Source organism: Sphingomonas trueperi, from assembly GCF_040545665.1.
GTDB lineage: Bacteria > Pseudomonadota > Alphaproteobacteria > Sphingomonadales > Sphingomonadaceae > Sphingomonas > Sphingomonas trueperi_B.
Genome location: NZ_JBEPMH010000006.1, coordinates 78,231 through 96,213, shown reverse-complemented (window position 1 = coordinate 96,213; position 17,983 = coordinate 78,231). Strand labels below are relative to the sequence as shown.

Sequence of the window (17,983 nt, the reverse complement as noted above, 5' to 3'; positions counted from 1 at the left end):
GCTAACCCGGAATTAACCCTCGACCGCCATGGTGGCCGTTGGAAATTTCCACCGGGGCCCCATGGACGACCTGCTGCAGGACTTCATCGCCGAGACGCGCGAGACGCTCGAGGCGCTTTCGGGCGAGATCGTCGCCTGGGAGTCGCACCCCGACGACCGGGCGCGGCTCGATGCGATCTTCCGTTTCGTCCACACCGTGAAGGGAAGCTGCGGCTTTCTCGACCTGCCGCGGCTGGAGCGCCTCGCGCACGCCGCCGAGGACGTGCTGGCGCAGGTGCGCGATGGCGCGCGGGTGCCCGATCGCGCGCTCGTCAATGCCGTGCTCGCGGTGGTCGACCGGATCGGCGAGATCGTCGAGGCGATCGATGCCGGCGCCGCGCTCGACGACAGCGGCGAGGAATTGCTGATCGCGGCGCTCGCCGAAGGATCGGAGGAGATCGTGCTGCCGACGCTGGTGGCGCAGCGGGCGCCCTCGCGCAGCGTCCGACTGGGCGTCGACCTGCTCGATCGGATGATGAGCGGCATGTCCGAGATGGTGCTGGCGCGCAACGAGCTCGCCCGGCGGCTGCGCGTCGGCGAGATCGATCCGGCGGTGGAGGCGGCGCTGGAGCGGCTCTCGCTGACCGTCGGCGAGATGCGCGACACGGTCACGCGCACCCGCATGCAGAAGATCGACGCGCTATTCTCGCCGCTGCCGCGCATGGTGCGCGATACAGCGGCCGGGCTGGGCAAGTCGGTGGCGCTGCAGATCGAGGGATCGGACGTCGAGCTCGACCGCGAGATGATCGAGGTGATGCGCGATCCGCTGGTTCACATCATCCGCAACGCGATCGACCATGGCATCGAGGCGCCGGCCGAGCGCCGCGCCGCGGGCAAGCGCGACGTCGGCCGGCTGTGCGTCTCGGCGCGGCAATCGGGCAACCAGATCATCATCGAGATCGCCGATGACGGGCGCGGGGTGAATGTCGACCGGTTGATCCAGAAGCTCGCGCTGGGCGGCATCCGCAGCGAGCGCGACCTGCACGCGCTGAGCGACGCGGCGAAGCTCGAGCTGATGTTCCACCCCGGACTGTCGAGCAAGGACACGGTATCCGAGGTCAGCGGCCGCGGCGTCGGGATGGACGTGGTCAAGGCGAGCATCGACCAGATCGGCGGTCGGGTGGAGCTGGACAATGTCCCCGGCAAGGGCCTGCGCATCGCCATCCATGTGCCGCTGACGCTGTCGATCATCTCGGCGATCATCGTCGGCGCCGGCAAGCAGCGCTTCGCCATCCCGCGCCAGTCGATCGAGGAAATCGTCAGCGAGCGCGGCGAGGCGATTCGGATCGACCAACTGGGCGGCACCCCGATCGCGACGGTGCGCGAGCGGCGGATGCCGCTGCTCGACCTGGGGCATCTGCTGGAATTGTGCCCCGACCGCGAACAGCGCGGGCCGCGCATGCTCGTGATCGTCGGCGCGGGGACGGGGAGCTATGCGCTCGCCGTCGACGCGGTGCACGACAATGAGGAGCTGGTGATCAAGCCCGCCTCGCCCGCGGTGATGGCGACCGGAATCTATGCCGGGCAGACGCTGCCCGACTCCGGCCTGCCGATGCTGCTGCTCGATACGGCGGGGATGGCGCGGGTGGGCGGCCTCGATTTCAGCCGCGACCTCAGCGCCGCATTCGGCGACGTGATCGAGGAAGCCGCAGCGCCAGGGCTGCCGGCCCTGCTGTTCGACGATCTCGATGGGGTGCGCCGCGCGGTGCCGCTGGCGGCGGTCGATCGCGTGGAAAAGGTGTCGGCGTCGCAGGTGCAGCTGGCGGCGGGAAGCCACCGCCTGGCGATCGACGGGCGGATCGTGCCGCTGGCGATGCAGGGGCAGCTCGACGGCCGCGAGCGGCTGAGCGTGCTGCGGCTCAAGGACGAGGACGCCGAGGTCGCCTATGCGATCGACGAGGCGATCGAGATCGTGACCTTGCCCGCCGAGATCGCTCCGGCGCGCTCGCCGGGCGCGGCGATGGGGGTGGCGCTGGTCGAGGGCGAGCAGATCGAGGTGCTCGACGTGTTGTGGGTGTTCGACATGCATGTCGACCGCGTCGCCGCCGAGGACGCGCCGCTCTGTCTGCTCGCCGGCGACAAGGACGGCTGGCTGGCGACCTTCGTCCGCCCGCTGCTGGAGACCGCCGGCTATCGCGTCGCCGCGAGCCTCGCGCCGGGCGAGATCCCGGCGGTGGTGCTCGCCGCCGATGCGGCCGAGCCGGGGCCGGTCGCCGCACCGGTGGTCCGCCTGCGCCGCAAGCGCCAGGCCGAGCCCGGTGACGACAGCGTCTATCGCTATGATCGCGCGGGGCTGCTCTTCGCGCTCGAAGCGCGGGTCGGCGCACGGGGAGGGTGCTGATGGCCGAGCAGCTCTATCTGATCGCCGAGGTGGCGGGGCGTACCGTCGCGATCGATTCCGACCAGGTCGAATCGGTGGTCGACATCGGCGAGGTGACCGCGGTGCCGCGCGCGGCCAAGGCGGTGCGCGGGCTGGCGGCGCTGCGCAGCCGCGTCGTCACCGTCGTCGATACGGAGGCCGCGCTGGGGCTGAACGGCTGCACGCTCGCTCGGCGCGCGGTGATCACCGCGATCGACGGGCATCATTATGCGATGCTGGTCGACACGCTGGAGGATGTCGAGCCCTTCGAGCTGCGCCCGCTCGCCGGCGGCATTGCGCTGGAGGGGAATTGGCGGAATGCGGCGCGCGGGCTGGTCGAGCGCGACGGCGAGCCGATCCTGGTCGTCGACCTCGCCGCGTTGGTCCCCGCATCGGCGCTGCTTTCGTGAACGCGGATTAACGCGAAGCTTACACCTTTGCACGTAAAGTGGAATTTCAAAGACACCTGCCAGGGGATCAGGGACCCATGAAGACGTGCCTCGTCGTGGACGATTCGAAAGTGATCCGGAAAGTCGCCCGGCACATTCTCGAAACCCTCGATTTCGAAGTCCGCGAGGCCGGTGACGGGCGCGAGGCGCTCGATTCCTGCCTGGCCGCCACGCCCGACGTGGTGCTGCTCGACTGGAACATGCCGGTGATGAGCGGCATGGATTTCCTGCGCGCGCTCAAGAATTCGGGGCTGGAGAAGCGCCCCAAGGTGGTGTTCTGCACCACCGAGAACGGCATGGCCTATATCCGCGCGGCAATCGAAGCCGGGGCGGACGAATATGTGATGAAGCCGTTCGATCGCGAGACGCTGGAAAGCAAGCTGCAGATCGTCGGCGTCGCCTGACCTCCTCCCGTCGGAGCGTGCCCGCGTGACGAGCCAGTCTTCCCCGCTGCCGGTCGATCCAGCGCATGTCCCCGCCACGGGGCGCGTGCTGATCGTCGACGATTCGGTCGTCGCACGCTCGGTGCTGAGCCGGATGATCGAAGGCACGCAGCGCTTCCGGGTGGCGGCGGCACTGAGCGAGGCGCGGGCGGCGCTCGACTATCTGTCGCGCGAGACGGTCGACATCATCCTGCTCGACATCGCCATGCCCGGGATCGACGGACTCACCGCACTGCCGGACGTGGTCGCCGCGGGCAAGGGGGCGAAGGTGCTGATCGTATCCTCCTCGGCCGACGAAGGCGCGGCGACGACGCTGCAGGCACTAGCGCTGGGCGCTGCCGATACGCTGGTGAAGCCAGGCGTCGGCGCGTTCGGCGGTCGCTTCGCCGAGGTGCTGGAGGAGCGGCTCGCCAAGCTGTTCGACATGCCCGGCGAGGCCGTAGCCGCCTGTCCGCCCGTCCCCGCGCCGCGGCCGGCGAGCGCGAGCGTACAGCTCGATGCCTTCCAGATCGTCGCGATCGGCGCCTCGACCGGCGGCATCCACGCGCTGAGCCAGTTCTTCCGCCAGATACCGGCGAGCTTCCAGCTGCCGATCCTGGTCACCCAGCATCTGCCGCCCAGCTTCATGAGCTATTTCGCCACCCAGCTCGCCGTGCTGGGCAGCCGGCCGTGCGATGTCGCGACCGACCGGATGCGGATCCGCCCCGGCCGGATCGTGATCGCGCCGGGCGACGCGCACATGAAGGTGGTGCGTACCTCCGAGGGCGCGGCGATCCGGCTGAGCACCGAATGGGCGCGCAGCGGCTGCATGCCCTCGGTCGACCCGATGTTCGACAGCATCGCCGAGGTGTTCGGCGCACGCGCGCTGGGCGTGGTGCTGAGCGGGATGGGCCGCGATGGGTGCGAAGGCGCCGGGCGGATGGTCGAGGTCGGTGCCAAGGTGCTGGTGCAGGACCAGGCGACTTCGGTCGTGTGGGGCATGCCCGGGGCGGTGGCGGCCGCCGGGCGGGCGAGCGCGGTGCTGCCGCCGGAAGAAATAGGCCGACTGATCGGCAGGGGAGGGGCGCGATGATCGAACATATGGCGCCAAGCGGCGGGGCGATGCAGCTGATCGGGTCGCTGCTCGAGCAGCGCACCGGCCAGCAGATCGCCGCCAACCGGGCGTGGCGGATCGAGACGGCGCTGAAGCCGGTGCTGCGCGAGCGGGGCTTGCCGAGTCTCGACGCGCTGGTCGGGCAATTGCTCGGCGCACGTTCGGGGGAGCTGGCGGATCAGGTGGTGGACGTGCTGCTCAACCAGGAAACCAGCTTCTTCCGCGACGTGGCGGTGCTCGATCAGATCGCGGCGGCCGCGGTGGCGGCGCAGGCGACGATCGGCAACCGCCGGCTGCGCATCTGGTCGGCCGGCTGCTCGACGGGCCAGGAGCCGCTGTCGCTGGCGATGCTGTTCGACGAGAAGGCCGATGCCTTCCCGATGCCGCCCGAGATCGTTGCCACGGACGTCTCGCCCGCAGCGCTGGCACGGGCGCGGGCAGGGCGCTATTCGCAGTTCGAGATCCAGCGCGGGCTCCCCGTGCGGCGGATGGTCCAGTGGTTCGATACCGAGGGCGGCGACTGGGTCGCGCGGCAGGATCTGGTCCGCCGCGTCCAGTTCCGCCAGCAGAACCTCACCGCCGACGTGCCGCCCCCGGGCAAGTTCGACATCATCCTGTGCCGCAACGTCATGCTCTATTTCTCGCTGCCGCTGCGCCGTCAGGTGTTCGATCGGCTGGCGACCGCGATCCAGCCGGGCGGGCTGCTGGTGCTCGGCGCAGGGGAAACGGTAATCGGGTTGACCGAGCATTTCACCCCCAGCGAGGCCTTTCGCGGCTTCTACCGCACCGCCGACGCCGAACCCGCGCCGCTTGCGGCAGCAGGTTGAGACGGGCGGTTGAGCCGGGCGGATTGTCAGCGCCGATGCGCGCAGTAGAAGAATGCATGACCAGCGGCCTCGACATAATCGACGCGCCTTCGCCCAATTTCGGCGAGCGCCTCTCCCCCGTCTCGATGATCGTGCTCCATTACACGGGTATGGAGAGCGGCGAGGCGGCGCTGGCGCGGCTGCGCGACCCAGAGGCACAGGTCTCGGCGCATTATCTCATCGAGGAGGATGGCCGCATCTTCCGGCTGGTCGATGAGGCCAAGCGCGCCTGGCACGCCGGCCGCGCGCACTGGCGCGGGATCGACGACGTCAACTCGGCCTCGATCGGCATCGAGATCGTCAATCCAGGCCATGAATTCGGCTATCGCCCGTTCACCCCCGAGCAGATGAGCGCGCTGATCCCGCTGGTCGCGGACATCAAGGAGCGCCACGGCATCACCCGCGGCAACGTGGTCGGCCATTCTGACGTGGCGCCGGCGCGCAAGCAGGATCCCGGTGAGCTGTTCAACTGGCATGCGCTCGCCCGCCTGCGGCTGGCGCTGCCGCGGCCGACGCGCAACCTGGTCGATCCCGGCTGGCCCGAAGGCGGCTTCATGCTGGCGCTGGAGCGGTTCGGCTATGACGTGACCGATCCGGTCGCGGCAGTCACGGCCTTCCAGCGGCGCTTCCGCCCCGAGATGATCGACGGCGAGATCGACATGGAGTGCCGCTGCATCCTGCTCGCGCTGCTGCTGCCGCGTCCGCAAGGGGAAGATTGAGCGAATCGATAGCCGGTAACCATGTTTGGTTACGGAATTCTAAGCGGAATTTGATTGGGTGCGCACCGGAGGTACGAACGGTGAGCAACACGATTCGCGCTGCAATGGCCCCGCTGGGCCCGGTGCATGTCCGCCTGACCAGCTTCGTTCGCGGTGACGCGAAAGGGCCCGGCATCGGGATCATGAATGCACCTACGGCTGCCGAAGCGACTGCGGAGCTGCACCGCGTTGCCCGCGTTGCCGGTGCCGATAAGGTGGTCAGCGTCGCCGCAGATTATCGCCGTGCCGCGCTCGCCGGCGGGACGACCAGCACCCAGTGGCGAATCGACGTACAGGCCTGGGGTACCGCGATGGCGCCGGTGAAGGTCCAGCCGAGCGAAGAGCCGGAGGAGCAGCGTGCCCAGGCTGCCGACAAGGCCAAGGACCAGGCAAAGGATCAGGATAGCGCCAAGAAGGCGCAGGACGCGCGTGCCGAAACGCAAGATGCGGCATCGCAGGCGAAGGCACGTGACGTTGCCGCATCCGAGCAGGCTGCTGCGCAGCGCGCTGATGCGGCACCACAGGCTGCTGCGCAGGCCCCCGGTGCGGAAACCGCGGCGGTGACCAGCGGCGGTTCGACACCCCCGCAAAGCGCGCCCGCGGCATCGGAGCGCTGAACCGCTTGCGCCCCGGCGCGAAGCCGCTAGAGCAGACCGCGCCAGAGGGTCGGGCGGCCGCCGCTCGCAGCGATGCGAGGGGAGGAAAGTCCGGGCTCCACGGAACGACGGTGGCGGGTAATGCCCGCCGGGGGTGACCCCAGGGAAAGTGCCACAGAGAGCAGACCGCCCACTGCCCCGGTTCGCCGGGGTAAGGGCAAGGGTGAAAGGGTGCGGCAAGAGCGCACCGCGCAACCGGTAACGGAAGCGGCTTGGTAAACCCCACCGGGAGCAAGACCGAATAGGGACGGCACATGCGCCTCGTTCCGGCGCGTCGTCCGGGTTGGTTGCTGGAGCGGCGGAGCGATCCGTCGCCTAGAGGAATGGTCGCCTATCCCTTTCGGGGGTGGACAGAACCCGGCTTACAGACCCTCTGGCATTTTGGTTTCTGGCAGCTGCTGCGGTGCGGCGGGCTCTGGCCTTTGGCCGGGCCCATGCCTATTTGGGCGAGTTATGGCGCGACACACGCGATCGATGGACTGGGGCTTTCCCCGCTGGCGCGAGTATGGCTCGGAACGCGAGGCCGCGCGCGTGCGGCTGTGCGACCGCGACGGCTGCGAAAAGCCGGGCGACCGGCCTGCCCCCAAGTCCCCCAACAACCCGGACCGCTGGTATTTCTGCGAGGAACATGCCGCGGAATATAACCGCAACTGGGACTATTTCGCCGGGCTGACCGCGGAAGAGGCGGCGCAGCGCGAGGCCAACGAGCGGCGCACGGCAAACGGCTATGCCCATTCGGCGACCAATAGCTGGGCGGGCCCCGGCGACGGCAGCCGCTCGCGCGACGAGATGAAGGCGCTGGAAGTGCTCGAGCTCGAAGTGGATGCAAGCTTCGAGGCGGTGCGCGGCGCCTGGCGTCGGCTCGCCAAGGAATATCACCCGGACGTACGCCCCAACGATGCCGCTGCCGCCAGGCAGTTCCAGGCGATCCAGGCGGCGTACGACGTGCTCAAGACCGCCGAGGACCGGCGCCAGTGGAAGCCGCAATGAGCCAGTTGGTCGCCTCCAACTGGGGCAATGCGGTGCTGGTCTGCGGGAAATGCTCGAAGAAGCTCGGCGGCGGCTTTGGCCCCAAGGGCAAGACCTCGCTCGCCAAGGCGCTGCGCAAGGAATTCGGCCTGGGCAAGGGGCGCAAGGCGGACGTCGGCGTGGTCGAGACCAAGTGCCTGGGGGTATGCCCCGGTGGCGCGGTGACCGTGGTCAACGGCGCGCAGGCGCGCGAATGGCTGATCGTGAAGAAGGGCGCGGACCTGGAAGAGCTCGGCCGCGAGCTGGGGATTTCCTGAGGGCTCCCCTCCCGGGTGACGTGTCGGCAGGATCACCGCACCTCTTGTTCGTCATCCCGGCGGAAGCCGGGATCCATTCGCCACTCGGTGTTAGCAAGAGCGGACACGCAGCCCCCAATGGATCCCGGCTTCCGCCGGGATGACAGCTTGCAGGGCGCGGAATTCCTCGCGCGGGCTCAAGCGTATCGCCCCGCCGTTTCGCGGATCAGCGCGATCATGTTGGGGATGCCCTGGGTGCGGTTCGAGCTGAGCTGGTTCTTCAGGTCGAACGGCGCCAGCGCGCCTTCGATGTCGGTCGCCAGGATCTCGGCGGGGCTGCGGTCCTGCACGGTCAGCAGCACCAGCGCGATGATGCCCTTGGTAATCGCCGCGTTCGAATCCGCCAGGAAGTGGAGCCGCCCGTCGTCGGTCCGCGTGGGATAGACCCACACCGAGGCCGAGCAGCCGCGCACCAGCGTCGCATCGGTCTTGAGCGGGTCGGGCATCGGCTCGAGCGCCTTGCCGAGATCGATCAGCAGGCGATAGCGATCGTCGGCGTCGAGAAACCCGTATTCTTCCTGGAGATCGTCGAGGCTGGTCATGGCCCCCGCGCTAGCGGGGTAGCGCGCGCTTTTCCAGCCTCGTGGTTACTTGGCCGTCGGCGCGTCGTACCGCAGGCCGAGCCGGGGGCGGGGTGCCCGCGCCGGCGCCGGGGCGGGCTGGCTCTCCGCCACCGGCGGGGTCGCCTGGCTCACAGGTCCACCCCGGCGGCGATCGCTTCCAGCTTGCGGATGCGTTCCTTGAGGTCGGCCAGCTCGATCCGCGAGGCGGGGCTGGGCATCGTCGCGGCGGTCGGCTCGGGCCGGCGGAGTTCGACCAGCTCGCGGTGCTTCAGCGCCAGCCAGCCCCGCCAGCCGGACAGCGCCGCGGCGGTGATCATGCCCAGCCCGGCCAGGCCGGAGACGGCAAGGGTGAGGGTGGTTTGCGGGTCGATGGTCATGGGGTTCGCTCCCAGAAACATGGCTCAGATCCGGTTCTTGTCGCGCAGCTTCTCGATCTCGTGGTCGAGCCGCAGGCTGTTTTCATTGTCGGTGATGACGCGCTCGAGCACCTGAACGCGCTCCTTGAGGCTGCGGATCTCGTCGCGCAGGCGGTCCGCCTCGAACTTCTCGGCGGGATCACGGCTGGCAAGCCCTTCCAGCCGGCCGTCCCGGCCCTTCGCGACGCCATAGCGTGCCTGCAGGACCTTGCCGATCGTGATCACGATGATGATGGCCACGACCATTTCGAACGGGTTCATTGCACCTTACTCCCCTAACCGGCGCGCGCGGCGCCTCAGTTCCCTGCTTGCGATGCCTGGGCAGCGCGGAGGGCGCGGCGGCGGGGGCGATCGCGGCTTTCAGCGAGGGCAATAGCTCCCCCGCACAGTGCGGCAAGCACTGCGAGCATGATGATCATCGAAATTTCCTTGCTTCAGGTAAGGCCGGAAGGCCCGGTTCAGTTCAGCGGGGCATCCCGCAGCTTTTCGATTTCGTCGGCAAGGCCCATGCCGCGATCGGTGATGATCCGTTCGAGCACCTGGACCCGCTGCTCCAGCCGTGCAGTCTGGGCGGCGTATTGGGCTGCCTTTTCCGCGGTCATCTGGGCATCGATCTCCATCCGGCGCTCCCACAGCTTGAACAGCGGGCGGAAGAAGACGCCGCCGATGATCGCTACAAGGCCGCAGCTGATGCCGAGGATCGGGATGAGAAGGGGGGAAAGCATGGCCTGCGTTCCTTTCAGTTCGAGCGGTTGCGGAGCGCGTCGATCTCGCGATCTAGCTGGTGCGCGCCGTCGGTCACGATGCGCTCGACATTGGCGAGCCGGTCCTTCACCGCGCTGAGCCCGGCGCGCAGCTGGCCGTTTTCCTGACTGAGCAGCTTGATCCGCTCGACCATCTCGTCATTGCGCTGCGGGTAGACCGACTTGCCCCAGGCATTTTCCAGCGGATAGCCGTGCTTGATGCGCAGCCAGTGGCTGAAAATCCCCGCGGCGATCCCGAAGAACCCCAGCGAGATGCCCGAGAGGATGATCCAGGGCATGAATGGTGCGAGCGCTACTTCGATCATCGGTCGTCTCCTCAGTCTCAGCGCAGCGCGTCGATGGCGCGGGCGGTGCGCTCGGCGGGATCGGTCGCGATCCGCTCGAGCACCGAAATCCGGTCTTCCAGCCGGCTGATCTGGCCTGCGAGCCGTTCGTTCTCGGCTGCGAGCAGGTCGATCTTGCGGTTGGCGTCGGGGTCGATCTTGTGGATATTCTCGCCGTTATCGTCGCTGATCGAATAGCCATGCTTGGCGCGGATCCAGTTATTGGCCAGCCAGCCCAGCGTGGAGATCGCCACCAGCGCGATCACGAATTCGGGACCACCCCAGTTCATCGTCCTGCCTCCCTGTTGCCTGCGCCTCAGCGCAGGCTGTCGATCTCGTCGGCCAGCCGGGTGTTGCGGCTGGTGTAGAACATCTCGATGTCGGCGAGCCGGCGATCGATGTCGCGGAACTTCGAGCGGACCTCGGCGGTCGAGCGCTTGGGGCTCGACCGGACACCCTGCCAGAAGCGCTCGTCCTCCGGCGTGTCGTACAGGCCCACCGGCTTGGGGTTGGCGAGCCAGGCGATCACGAAATAGCCCAGTGCGACCCAGCCCGTGGCGACGGTGAGCAGCACGGTGGCCACTCGCACCCAGGTCACGTCGATCCCGGTGTAATCCGCCAGGCCGGCGCAGACGCCCATGAACTTGCGGTTCTGGCGATCGAGATAGAATTTGGTGCGAGCGGACATCTCAGTTCCTCCGTGAAGGATCGTAGGGGGCCGGCTCAGCGCGCTGCGCCAAGTGCGGCCGATAGTCGGGGTTGTCGGCGGCGATGATGCGCTCGACCGTCATCAGCCGGTCTTCGAGCATCCGCGCCGTGCGGTAGAGGTCGTCGAGAAGGTTCTCGTCTTCCCGGGTGATGGTCCCGGCCTGCTTCCACTTGGTTACGTAGTGGAAGACGATCCAGGGCAGTCCGAGGAAGAGAATGGCACAGACGAAGACCGGGATGAGGAAGTCGTTCACGCGTCAGGCTCCCTTGTTGAGACGGGCCTTCAGCGCCTCGAGTTCGGCATCGACCTTCTCCGACGAGCGGAGTTCGGCGATTTCCTCTTCGAGCGTCTTCGGATTGCCGCCCAGGCCCATCGCATCGGCACGGCCTTCGGCCAGATCGACGCGGCGTTCCAGGATGTCGAAGCGCGAGAAAGCGTCCTGCATCTTCGACCCGTTGGTCATTTCCCGCAAGCGGGCGCGGTTGTTGGCGCTTTCCAGGCGGGCGACGACCGAATTCTGGCGAACACGGGCCTCGCGCAGCTTGTTCTGCAGCTTGTTGATGTCCTCTTCCGAAGCGCGGAGCGCGTCGTCGAGCACGGCAATTTCCTGCTGCAGCTGGTCGCACATGTCGGCGGCCTTCTGGCGTTCGACCAGCGCGGCCTTGGCGAGGTCCTCGCGGTCCTTGGACAGGGCCAGCTCGGCCTTCTCGGTCCAGCTTTCCTGGAGCTTTTCGAGCTTCGCGATGTGGCGGCGCATTTCCTTCTGATCGGCGATTGTCCGGGCGGCGCTGGCGCGAACCTCGACCAGGGTTTCCTCCATCTCGAGGATGATCATGCGGATCATCTTGGCCGGATCTTCGGCCTTGTCGAGCAGGTCGGTAACGTTGGCGGCGATGATGTCGCGGGTTCGCGAGAAGATACCCATGATATTGCGCTCCTTCGTATGTTCTTTGGGGGTGCCGCCGGAAGGGATGGGGGCCCTTCCGGCGGCCCCGGCACGGCGAGGGAACGTCGTGCCGGGGAGACCTCGTGTGCCCGCCTCAGGCGATCGCCGGGGCCACCGCGCCGGCGGTGAGAACCACGCTGGCGAGGAAGGCGAAGGAAACCGCCACGAAGGCGTTGCGGAGGGTGTGGATCTGGTTGGTCATGATCGTGTTCCTGAACCTTGGTAGGTTGAAGTTGGTGCCCGTCATCGGGCTTGCCTCCATCTTTGCAGGAGGCGTGCCAGTTTTTGGAAATGGCGGAAAACTGCCGTTTCTGCTTCGACTACAAAAGTAGTTACGCAAAATCCACTTGCTAACAGTTAGGAAAATTCGCCAAGCTTGGGGGAATGGAACGGATCACGCAGGTCATCGGCCAATCTTCGGCCTTTCTCGACGCGCTGGAACAGGCGAGCCGGGCGGCGGCACTCGATCGCCCGGTGCTGGTGATCGGCGAGCGCGGCACCGGCAAGGAGCTGGTCGCCGAGCGTCTCCACCGCCTCAGCCCGCGCTGGGACCAGCCGCTGGTCACGATGAACTGCGCGGCGCTGCCCGAGACGCTGATCGAGGCCGAACTGTTCGGACACGAGGCCGGCGCTTTCACCGGCGCCACCAAGGCGCGCACCGGGCGCTTCGAGGAGGCCGATGGCGGCACGCTGTTCCTCGACGAGCTCGGCACGCTCTCGATGGGCGCGCAGGAGCGGCTGCTGCGCGCGGTGGAATATGGCGAGATCAACCGGATCGGCTCCTCTCGACCGGTGCGGGTGGACGTGCGCATCGTCGCGGCGACCAACGAGCATCTGCCGGGGCGGGTGGACAAGGGCACCTTCCGCGCCGACCTGCTCGACCGCCTGAGTTTCGAGGTGGTGACATTGCCGCCGCTGCGTCACCGGGGTGGTGACGTGGAGGTGCTGGCGGAGTTCTACGGACGGCGCATGGCCTCCGAACTGGGCTGGCGGGACTGGCCGGGCTGGGGGCCGCACGCGCTCGATGCGCTGCTGTCCTACGACTGGCCGGGCAATGTCCGCGAGCTGCGCAACGTGGTGGAGCGCGCGGTCTATCGCTGGGATCGCGGCGGCCCGATCGACCGGATCGAGATCGATCCCTTCGCCTCGCCCTATCGGCCGCGACCGATGGCCTCGTCGATGAGCCCGGTGGAAAAGCCTGCCGAACCCGCGCCGCCGGCTGCGGCCGCGCCCGCCGCCGCGCCGCCGGCGCCGGCGGATCTGGGCGGCGACTTCAAGACGCGGGTCTCGCGGTTCGAAAAGCAGCTCCTGTCGCAGGCGCTGGCCGAGCACCGCTTCAACCAGCGCGCCACCGCCGAGGCGCTGGGGCTGACCTATGACCAGCTGCGCCACGCGCTGCGTCGGCACGATCTGCTGGGGGCAGGCGGCTGATTATTGCAAACCGTTCGCGATATTGTTGCGAGCGGTTAGCGATAAGGGGCTATTGGCCCGCTACTCCCCGAACGCCTGTGCCGCAATGAAGTCCGCCACCTGCTTCCCCTGCGGCGTGCCGGGCATGATCACGTTGCGATGGTCCGCGCCGCCGGGGGCGAGCTTCACCACCGTGTCGCCCGAGGCGAGTGCCGCCTGGACATAGGGCGCCATCTGCGCGCCCAGCGCGCCGACGACGATCAACTGGTGGACGCCGAGCGGCAGATGCGCCTGCGGATTGGCGAGCGCATAGGCCGCGGGCTTCTCCTCAGCTTTGCCGCCCATGAAGCGGGTGGTGGCGCTCTCGTCGCAGCGCTGCGCGTCGGCACCCGGCCCGTCGATCGCGACCGCCATTACCGGCCGGACCGCCATCGTGCCGGCGATCGGGTCGTGGAGCTTCGGCCGGGCGGCGAGCCACAAGGCGAGCTGCGCGCCGACGTCATGTCCCACCATGGCGACACGGGCGAGGTCCAGCGGCTGGGTCCGCGCCAGCACCGCGAGATGGTCGGTCGCCGCGGCGACATCCGCGAAAGTGCTGGGCCAGCCGCCGCCGGCGGTGCCGGTACGGCGATATTCGATGTTCCAGGTAGCGATCCCGCGCGCCGCCAGCGCCTCGGCAAGCGGCGCAGTGTCGCGCAGGTCGCCCCGCGACGCGTCCCAGCAACCGCCATGGAGCAGCACCGCGACGGGGAAGGGGCCCTTGCCGCGCGGGAGGCGCAGTTCGCCCACCTGCTGCGGATCGACGCCATAGCGTGCGACCAGCGTCGGCGAGGAGGGCGTCGCCAGTCGTCCGGCGCCTTCATCTTGCGCGCTAGCGGGAACCGCCATGGTTAACGACAGCAGCGGGAGCAGCGAGCGAAGCATCGGGCGATCCTGGTCATGACGGCGTACAGAGGAGATGACGGCCAGGCGCTATAGCGTTGCCATGCGCGACTGGCGAGGGGATCGCTGGAAGGCCGGTTTTGTCTTCGCGGATGCAGCGAATCATGGTACATGCAGTGCAGGTCGCAGCTGCGTCCAGCGGTCGCCGGGGAGCGGCCGCGGCGCGGATAATGATGCTCACCGTGGGGTGAATGATGCGTGCCTTTTCCGTCCTCTTTTCGCTGCTTGCCTTGTGCTGGGCGCCCGTTGTCACCGCCCAGGAACTGCCGGCGCTGGGTGCGGATCGCACCCAAGTCTCCGTCTCGGGACTTTCCTCGGGCGGCTTCATGGCAGTGCAATATTCGGTCGCCTGGTCGAGCGAGGTGATGGGCGTCGGCGTGGTGGCGGGCGGGCTCTATAATTGCGGCGCGCGCTTCGCGTGGCAGGGGCCCCAGGTGTTGATCGCGAGCTGTATGAGCCGGCCCTGGTCTGCCGCCGACAGCTGGCGCGCGGTAACCGGATTTGCACGCGACGCCGTGATCGACCCCGTCGCCAACATCGCCCGCCAGCGCGTGTATCTGTTCAGCGGCAGCAACGACAGCATCGTCGTACCGGCGGTGATGCGCTCGGTCTTCGATTTCTACAGGCTCGCCCGGGTGCCCGGCGCGGCGCTGCGCTATGTCGATGCGCTGCCCGCGAGCCATGCCTTCGTCTCCGCGACGGTGGGCGGGCGGTGCGAGGCCACGGATGCGAGCTATGTCGTGCGCTGCCTCGATCATGGCCAGCCCTATGACCAGCCCCGCGAGATCCTCGATCATATCTACGGGCTGAAGGCGGCCCCCGCGTCAGCGCTCTCCGCCAGGCCGATCGCGTTCGACCAGACCCGCTATGGCAGCGGCCTGGCGGCGATGGCGCGCACGGGCTATGCCTATGTACCCGAGGACTGCCGCCGTCGGCGTGGCTGCCGCGTGCATGTGGTGTTCCACGGTTGCGTGCAGAGTGTCGATTCGCTGGGCGGCAGCGACGTGATCTACGCGCAGCTCGGCTATAACCGCTGGGCCGACACCAATCGGATCATCCTTCTCTATCCGCAGGTGGATCGCTCGCCGAGCCTGGGGAACATTCCGCTGACCGTGCAAGTCAATCCGAACGGATGCTGGGACTGGTGGGGCTATAGTCAGCCCTTCGGCTTCCAGCTCCGCCACGGGCTGCAGATCGATACAGTGCGCCGGATGGTCGCGCGGCTGGAGCAGCAGCCCTGAGCTAGTCCTTGGCGGTGCGCGCGTCGAACGCGGCCCGCGCTGCCTCGATCCGCTCGAGATGGGTCGCTGCCCAGATCCACACGCCGCAGAACGCCTCGGCGAGCGTCCCGCCCAGGTCGGTGAGGCGATAGTCGACCCGTGGCGGGATCACGGGGTGGATGGTGCGGATCACCAGCCCGTCGCGCTCCATCTGGCGCAGCGTCTGGGTGAGCATCTTCTGGCTGATGCCGGGCACCGCTTTGCCGATCTGGGTGAAGCGCAACTCGCCCTGCTCGGTCAGCGTTTCGAGGATCAGCATCGTCCATTTGTCGGCGACGCGGCCGATCACCTCGGTGACCAGCGCTTCGACGCGCGGGTCCATCTCCGGATAGTCGGCATGGGGAGCTGCAGCGGGCATCGGGTCACTCTCTTTCGGGTGCGTATAAATCTTTTGGGTGCCTTCTTTCGTTGGGAGCCTAGCGGCGTACATCGCTGCCAGCAATTCAGCTCCGGAGGCAATGATGAAGACCAAGGGCAACACGATCCTGATCACCGGCGGCGGCTCCGGAATCGGCGAGGCGCTTGCGCACCGGTTCCACGACGCCGGCAATACCGTGATCGTCGCCGGTCGTCGGCTCGACGTGCTGGAGGCGGCCTGCGAGGGCCGGGGCAACATGCACGCGCTGACGCTCGACGTGGAAAGTGCCGAGGGCGTGGCGGACTTTGCCGGCCGGTTGCTCGCCGCGCATCCCGACGTCAACGTCCTGGTCAACAATGCCGGGATTATGCGGTTCGAGGCGCTGGATGCGAAGCGCGACCTCGCCGATGCCGAGGCGACGATCGCGACCAATCTGCTCGGCCCGATCCGGCTGATCGACGCGCTGGTCGAGCATCTCGCGGCGACGCCCGACGCGGCAATCGTCAACGTCACCTCGGGACTTGCCTTCGTGCCGCTGGTGACGACGCCGACCTACAACGCCACCAAGGCAGCGATGCACAGCTACACCGTGTCGCTGCGCGCGGTGCTGGACGGCAAGGTCGAAGTGATCGAGCTGGCGCCGCCCGCGGTGCAGACCGAGCTCACCCCGGGGCAGAGCCAGCGGCCCGGTTACCAGCCGCTCGACGACTTCGCCGACGAGGTGATCGCGCTGTTCGGGCAGCAGCCGACGCCGAGCGAGGTGCTGGTCGAGCGGGTGAAGTTCCTCCGCGATGCCGAGCGGGAGGGGCGGTTCGACGAGACGCTCGCGCAGTTGACGGCGATGACCACGGCAGCGCGGGAAGCGGTGGAGGGATAGTGGAACATTAAGCCCCTCCTCCTTGGAGGAGGGGTTGGGGGTGGAGGGATTCCAGACCAGAAGTTGGTCTCGGTGAGACACTGCCCCACCCCAACCCCTCCCCTGAAGGGGAGGGGCTAGGAAGTGCGAACGCCGTTCGCATTCTTTTACAGCGCCAACGGCAAAACGGCCGGGGATCGCTCCCCGGCCGTTTCGTTTTTCCGGATGGGCCGTCGCGGAAGTAACTCCCGCGACGTCGGACGCGGCGTTGCCGCGCCGGCCGGCCTTCGCCGCCTCGGGCCGAGCGTGGCTCGCCCCGTGCGGCTCAGGCTCAGGCGAACAGCTTCGCCCAGCCGCGCTTGGCGCGGTCCTTCCAGTAGCCGCGGTGGTAGGCGTCGCTGGCCAGCAGCGGCATCACCGAACCGGCTTCCGCGAACACCATCTGCTCGATGCCGGTGTTCACCTTGCCCCAGCTGGCGGCTTCCTGCAGCGTCGAGGACGAGCAGGCGCCGTCGCGCACGTCGGCGACGGTGATCTGCACCGCATACTTGTGCACTTCCACGTCCTCATGGCCGAGGATTTCGGCGCAGACGACGGTGTCCTGGATGAAGTTCTTCGGCACGCCGCCGCCGATCATCAGCAGGCCGGTGGTGCCCGCCTGGATCTTGATCTCGGTCAGCTCGCGGAAGTCCGCGACCGCGTCGATCATCAGGTACGGCTTGCCGGCCTTCATCTGGTCGACCTGGTGCTTGACGAGGCCGAAGCCGGCCGAGCTGTCGACGAACGCCGGGCAGAAGATCGGCACGTCATGCTCATAGGCGAGCTTGACCAGGCTGTTTTCCTTTTTGCCGTGCTCGGACAGATACTTGCCCATCTCGCGGATGAAGGCGCGGCTCGAATAGGCGCGCGGCTCCAGCTCGTTCGCGATCTTGTTGATCGTGAAGTCGCAGTCCTGGAGCTGCTCCTCGTCGATGTACGTGTCGTAGATGCGGTCGATGTAGAGCGAGCGCAGCGTGTCGTCGTCGGGGATCTCGAGCGCCTGATAGTGCTTGTGGCCGAGGCCCTCGAAGAAATCCATGTCGACGATGGTGGCGCCGGTGGCGACGATCACGTCGACCATGTTGTTGCGCACCAGGTCCGCATAGAGGTCCATGCAGCCGCCGGCCGAGGTCGAGCCCGCGATCACGAGGCAGACCGTGCAGTCCTTGTCGGCCAGCATGTCGTTGTAGATCTTGGTGGCGCGGCCGAGGTCGCGGCTGGTGAAGCTCATATCGGCCATCGCATCGACGATCGGGCGTGCGTCGAAGCTCTTGATGTCGATGTGCTTGACCTGCTTCGAAAGCAGCTCGGCCTTGCGGTTGTCGTTGATCGGGGCGTTGGCCGCCGCGGTCTTGGTGAGGCTGTCGGTCATGGGAACTCCCATTTTCA

The 17,983-nt window shown here is 67.7% G+C and carries 24 protein-coding genes and 1 other RNA gene; 13 read left to right on the top strand and 12 right to left on the bottom strand.

Annotation, left to right across the window (positions count from 1 at the left end):
• Nucleotides 1-61: 61 nt before the first annotated feature.
• The 10 genes from ABIC65_RS18045 to ABIC65_RS18000 all read left to right on the top strand — a co-directional run bounded on the left by ABIC65_RS18045 (nt 62) and on the right by ABIC65_RS18000 (nt 7,949).
• Complete coding sequence (locus ABIC65_RS18045) at nt 62-2,380, top strand: chemotaxis protein CheA (protein WP_354310552.1); 2,319 nt, start codon at nt 62-64, stop codon at nt 2,378-2,380.
• Nucleotides 2,380-2,808 (top strand): chemotaxis protein CheW, encoded by a 429-nt coding sequence (locus ABIC65_RS18040; protein ID WP_354310550.1) that lies wholly within the window; start codon nt 2,380-2,382, stop codon nt 2,806-2,808. Before ABIC65_RS18045 ends, ABIC65_RS18040 begins: the two co-directional genes overlap by 1 nt.
• Before the next feature lie 77 nt (nt 2,809-2,885).
• Nucleotides 2,886-3,251, top strand: a complete 366-nt coding sequence (locus tag ABIC65_RS18035; RefSeq protein WP_125977372.1) for a response regulator — start codon at nt 2,886-2,888, stop codon at nt 3,249-3,251.
• Nucleotides 3,252-3,276: 25 nt separating this feature from the next.
• Nucleotides 3,277-4,362 (top strand): chemotaxis-specific protein-glutamate methyltransferase CheB, encoded by a 1,086-nt coding sequence (gene cheB, locus ABIC65_RS18030; RefSeq protein ID WP_354310548.1) that lies wholly within the window; start codon nt 3,277-3,279, stop codon nt 4,360-4,362.
• Complete coding sequence (locus ABIC65_RS18025) at nt 4,359-5,210, top strand: CheR family methyltransferase (RefSeq protein ID WP_354310546.1); 852 nt, start codon at nt 4,359-4,361, stop codon at nt 5,208-5,210. Before cheB ends, ABIC65_RS18025 begins: the two co-directional genes overlap by 4 nt.
• Before the next feature lie 56 nt (nt 5,211-5,266).
• Nucleotides 5,267-5,968, top strand: coding sequence for an N-acetylmuramoyl-L-alanine amidase (locus ABIC65_RS18020; protein WP_354310545.1), 702 nt, complete (start codon nt 5,267-5,269; stop codon nt 5,966-5,968).
• Nucleotides 5,969-6,048: 80 nt separating this feature from the next.
• Nucleotides 6,049-6,624 (top strand): hypothetical protein, encoded by a 576-nt coding sequence (locus ABIC65_RS18015; RefSeq protein WP_354310543.1) that lies wholly within the window; start codon nt 6,049-6,051, stop codon nt 6,622-6,624.
• 41 nt (nt 6,625-6,665) lie between these two features.
• An RNA gene (gene rnpB, locus ABIC65_RS18010) (RNase P RNA component class A) lies at nt 6,666-7,044 on the top strand.
• Nucleotides 7,045-7,116: 72 nt separating this feature from the next.
• Complete coding sequence (locus tag ABIC65_RS18005) at nt 7,117-7,653, top strand: J domain-containing protein (protein ID WP_354310542.1); 537 nt, start codon at nt 7,117-7,119, stop codon at nt 7,651-7,653.
• Complete coding sequence (locus ABIC65_RS18000) at nt 7,650-7,949, top strand: (2Fe-2S) ferredoxin domain-containing protein (RefSeq protein ID WP_354310540.1); 300 nt, start codon at nt 7,650-7,652, stop codon at nt 7,947-7,949. Before ABIC65_RS18005 ends, ABIC65_RS18000 begins: the two co-directional genes overlap by 4 nt.
• A 176-nt stretch (nt 7,950-8,125) precedes the next feature.
• Here the strand turns inward: ABIC65_RS18000 and ABIC65_RS17995 are convergent, their stop codons facing one another.
• The 9 genes from ABIC65_RS17995 to pspA form a co-directional block, all read right to left on the bottom strand.
• Nucleotides 8,126-8,530 (bottom strand): SufE family protein, encoded by a 405-nt coding sequence (locus tag ABIC65_RS17995; RefSeq protein WP_121078211.1) that lies wholly within the window; start codon nt 8,528-8,530, stop codon nt 8,126-8,128.
• 149 nt (nt 8,531-8,679) lie between these two features.
• Nucleotides 8,680-8,928, bottom strand: coding sequence for a hypothetical protein (locus ABIC65_RS17990; protein WP_354310539.1), 249 nt, complete (start codon nt 8,926-8,928; stop codon nt 8,680-8,682).
• A 24-nt stretch (nt 8,929-8,952) separates the two neighbouring features.
• A complete protein-coding gene (locus ABIC65_RS17985) occupies nt 8,953-9,228 on the bottom strand; it encodes a hypothetical protein (protein WP_354310537.1) in 276 nt (91 codons plus the stop codon).
• 197 nt (nt 9,229-9,425) lie between these two features.
• On the bottom strand, nt 9,426-9,692 hold the full coding sequence (locus ABIC65_RS17980; RefSeq protein ID WP_354310535.1) for a hypothetical protein: 267 nt from the start codon (nt 9,690-9,692) through the stop codon (nt 9,426-9,428).
• A 14-nt stretch (nt 9,693-9,706) separates the two neighbouring features.
• Nucleotides 9,707-10,036: a hypothetical protein gene (locus ABIC65_RS17975; RefSeq protein WP_354310534.1), complete on the bottom strand. Its 330-nt coding sequence runs from the start codon at nt 10,034-10,036 to the stop codon at nt 9,707-9,709.
• A gap of 17 nt (nt 10,037-10,053) precedes the next feature.
• A complete protein-coding gene (locus ABIC65_RS17970) occupies nt 10,054-10,344 on the bottom strand; it encodes a hypothetical protein (protein ID WP_354310532.1) in 291 nt (96 codons plus the stop codon).
• Between the two features lie 26 nt (nt 10,345-10,370).
• The gene (gene pspC, locus ABIC65_RS17965; RefSeq protein WP_294253757.1) at nt 10,371-10,742 is read right to left on the bottom strand and encodes an envelope stress response membrane protein PspC; all 372 of its coding nucleotides are present in this window, start codon (nt 10,740-10,742) and stop codon (nt 10,371-10,373) included.
• Nucleotide 10,743: 1 nt separating this feature from the next.
• Entirely contained in the window at nt 10,744-11,016 is a 273-nt protein-coding gene (gene pspB, locus ABIC65_RS17960) for an envelope stress response membrane protein PspB (RefSeq protein WP_354310530.1), read from the bottom strand.
• A 3-nt stretch (nt 11,017-11,019) separates the two neighbouring features.
• Complete coding sequence (gene pspA / locus ABIC65_RS17955) at nt 11,020-11,688, bottom strand: phage shock protein PspA (RefSeq protein WP_121078195.1); 669 nt, start codon at nt 11,686-11,688, stop codon at nt 11,020-11,022.
• Between the two features lie 405 nt (nt 11,689-12,093).
• Between pspA and pspF the strand changes: the two genes are divergently transcribed.
• The gene (gene pspF / locus ABIC65_RS17950) at nt 12,094-13,140 is read left to right on the top strand and encodes a phage shock protein operon transcriptional activator (RefSeq protein ID WP_354310528.1); all 1,047 of its coding nucleotides are present in this window, start codon (nt 12,094-12,096) and stop codon (nt 13,138-13,140) included.
• Nucleotides 13,141-13,200: 60 nt separating this feature from the next.
• Here pspF and ABIC65_RS17945 read toward each other — a convergent pair whose 3' ends face one another.
• The gene (locus ABIC65_RS17945) at nt 13,201-14,043 is read right to left on the bottom strand and encodes an alpha/beta hydrolase family protein (RefSeq protein WP_354310526.1); all 843 of its coding nucleotides are present in this window, start codon (nt 14,041-14,043) and stop codon (nt 13,201-13,203) included.
• 209 nt (nt 14,044-14,252) lie between these two features.
• Here ABIC65_RS17945 and ABIC65_RS17940 point away from each other — a divergent pair, with 209 nt between their 5' ends.
• Nucleotides 14,253-15,302, top strand: coding sequence for an extracellular catalytic domain type 2 short-chain-length polyhydroxyalkanoate depolymerase (locus tag ABIC65_RS17940; protein WP_354310524.1), 1,050 nt, complete (start codon nt 14,253-14,255; stop codon nt 15,300-15,302).
• A 1-nt stretch (nt 15,303) separates the two neighbouring features.
• On the opposite strand, the gene ABIC65_RS17935 is transcribed toward ABIC65_RS17940, so the two are convergent.
• Nucleotides 15,304-15,699: a winged helix-turn-helix transcriptional regulator gene (locus ABIC65_RS17935; RefSeq protein ID WP_354310522.1), complete on the bottom strand. Its 396-nt coding sequence runs from the start codon at nt 15,697-15,699 to the stop codon at nt 15,304-15,306.
• A gap of 103 nt (nt 15,700-15,802) precedes the next feature.
• On the opposite strand from ABIC65_RS17935, the gene ABIC65_RS17930 reads away from it, so the two are divergent.
• Entirely contained in the window at nt 15,803-16,576 is a 774-nt protein-coding gene (locus ABIC65_RS17930) for an SDR family oxidoreductase (protein ID WP_354310876.1), read from the top strand.
• A 310-nt stretch (nt 16,577-16,886) separates the two neighbouring features.
• On the opposite strand, the gene ABIC65_RS17925 is transcribed toward ABIC65_RS17930, so the two are convergent.
• Entirely contained in the window at nt 16,887-17,966 is a 1,080-nt protein-coding gene (locus ABIC65_RS17925) for a 1,9-bis(guanidino)-5-aza-nonane synthase (protein WP_354310520.1), read from the bottom strand.
• Nucleotides 17,967-17,983: the final 17 nt, after the last annotated feature.

Coding starts and splice junctions, on each gene's coding strand:
- ABIC65_RS18025 (WP_354310546.1), top strand. CDS start 4,359: ATGATCGAACATATGGCGCCAAGCGGCGGGGCGATGCAGCTGATCGGG.
- ABIC65_RS17940 (WP_354310524.1), top strand. CDS start 14,253: ATGATGCGTGCCTTTTCCGTCCTCTTTTCGCTGCTTGCCTTGTGCTGG.
- ABIC65_RS17970 (WP_354310532.1), bottom strand. CDS start 10,344: ATGAACTGGGGTGGTCCCGAATTCGTGATCGCGCTGGTGGCGATCTCC.
- ABIC65_RS17930 (WP_354310876.1), top strand. CDS start 15,803: ATGAAGACCAAGGGCAACACGATCCTGATCACCGGCGGCGGCTCCGGA.
- ABIC65_RS18020 (WP_354310545.1), top strand. CDS start 5,267: ATGACCAGCGGCCTCGACATAATCGACGCGCCTTCGCCCAATTTCGGC.
- ABIC65_RS17975 (WP_354310534.1), bottom strand. CDS start 10,036: ATGATCGAAGTAGCGCTCGCACCATTCATGCCCTGGATCATCCTCTCG.
- pspF (WP_354310528.1), top strand. CDS start 12,094: ATGGAACGGATCACGCAGGTCATCGGCCAATCTTCGGCCTTTCTCGAC.
- ABIC65_RS18035 (WP_125977372.1), top strand. CDS start 2,886: ATGAAGACGTGCCTCGTCGTGGACGATTCGAAAGTGATCCGGAAAGTC.
- ABIC65_RS17995 (WP_121078211.1), bottom strand. CDS start 8,530: ATGACCAGCCTCGACGATCTCCAGGAAGAATACGGGTTTCTCGACGCC.
- pspC (WP_294253757.1), bottom strand. CDS start 10,742: ATGTCCGCTCGCACCAAATTCTATCTCGATCGCCAGAACCGCAAGTTC.
- ABIC65_RS17985 (WP_354310537.1), bottom strand. CDS start 9,228: ATGAACCCGTTCGAAATGGTCGTGGCCATCATCATCGTGATCACGATC.
- ABIC65_RS17980 (WP_354310535.1), bottom strand. CDS start 9,692: ATGCTTTCCCCCCTTCTCATCCCGATCCTCGGCATCAGCTGCGGCCTT.
- ABIC65_RS18000 (WP_354310540.1), top strand. CDS start 7,650: ATGAGCCAGTTGGTCGCCTCCAACTGGGGCAATGCGGTGCTGGTCTGC.
- ABIC65_RS17945 (WP_354310526.1), bottom strand. CDS start 14,043: ATGCTTCGCTCGCTGCTCCCGCTGCTGTCGTTAACCATGGCGGTTCCC.
- ABIC65_RS18040 (WP_354310550.1), top strand. CDS start 2,380: ATGGCCGAGCAGCTCTATCTGATCGCCGAGGTGGCGGGGCGTACCGTC.
- ABIC65_RS17990 (WP_354310539.1), bottom strand. CDS start 8,928: ATGACCATCGACCCGCAAACCACCCTCACCCTTGCCGTCTCCGGCCTG.
- ABIC65_RS17925 (WP_354310520.1), bottom strand. CDS start 17,966: ATGACCGACAGCCTCACCAAGACCGCGGCGGCCAACGCCCCGATCAAC.
- ABIC65_RS17935 (WP_354310522.1), bottom strand. CDS start 15,699: ATGCCCGCTGCAGCTCCCCATGCCGACTATCCGGAGATGGACCCGCGC.
- pspA (WP_121078195.1), bottom strand. CDS start 11,688: ATGGGTATCTTCTCGCGAACCCGCGACATCATCGCCGCCAACGTTACC.
- ABIC65_RS18005 (WP_354310542.1), top strand. CDS start 7,117: ATGGCGCGACACACGCGATCGATGGACTGGGGCTTTCCCCGCTGGCGC.
- ABIC65_RS18045 (WP_354310552.1), top strand. CDS start 62: ATGGACGACCTGCTGCAGGACTTCATCGCCGAGACGCGCGAGACGCTC.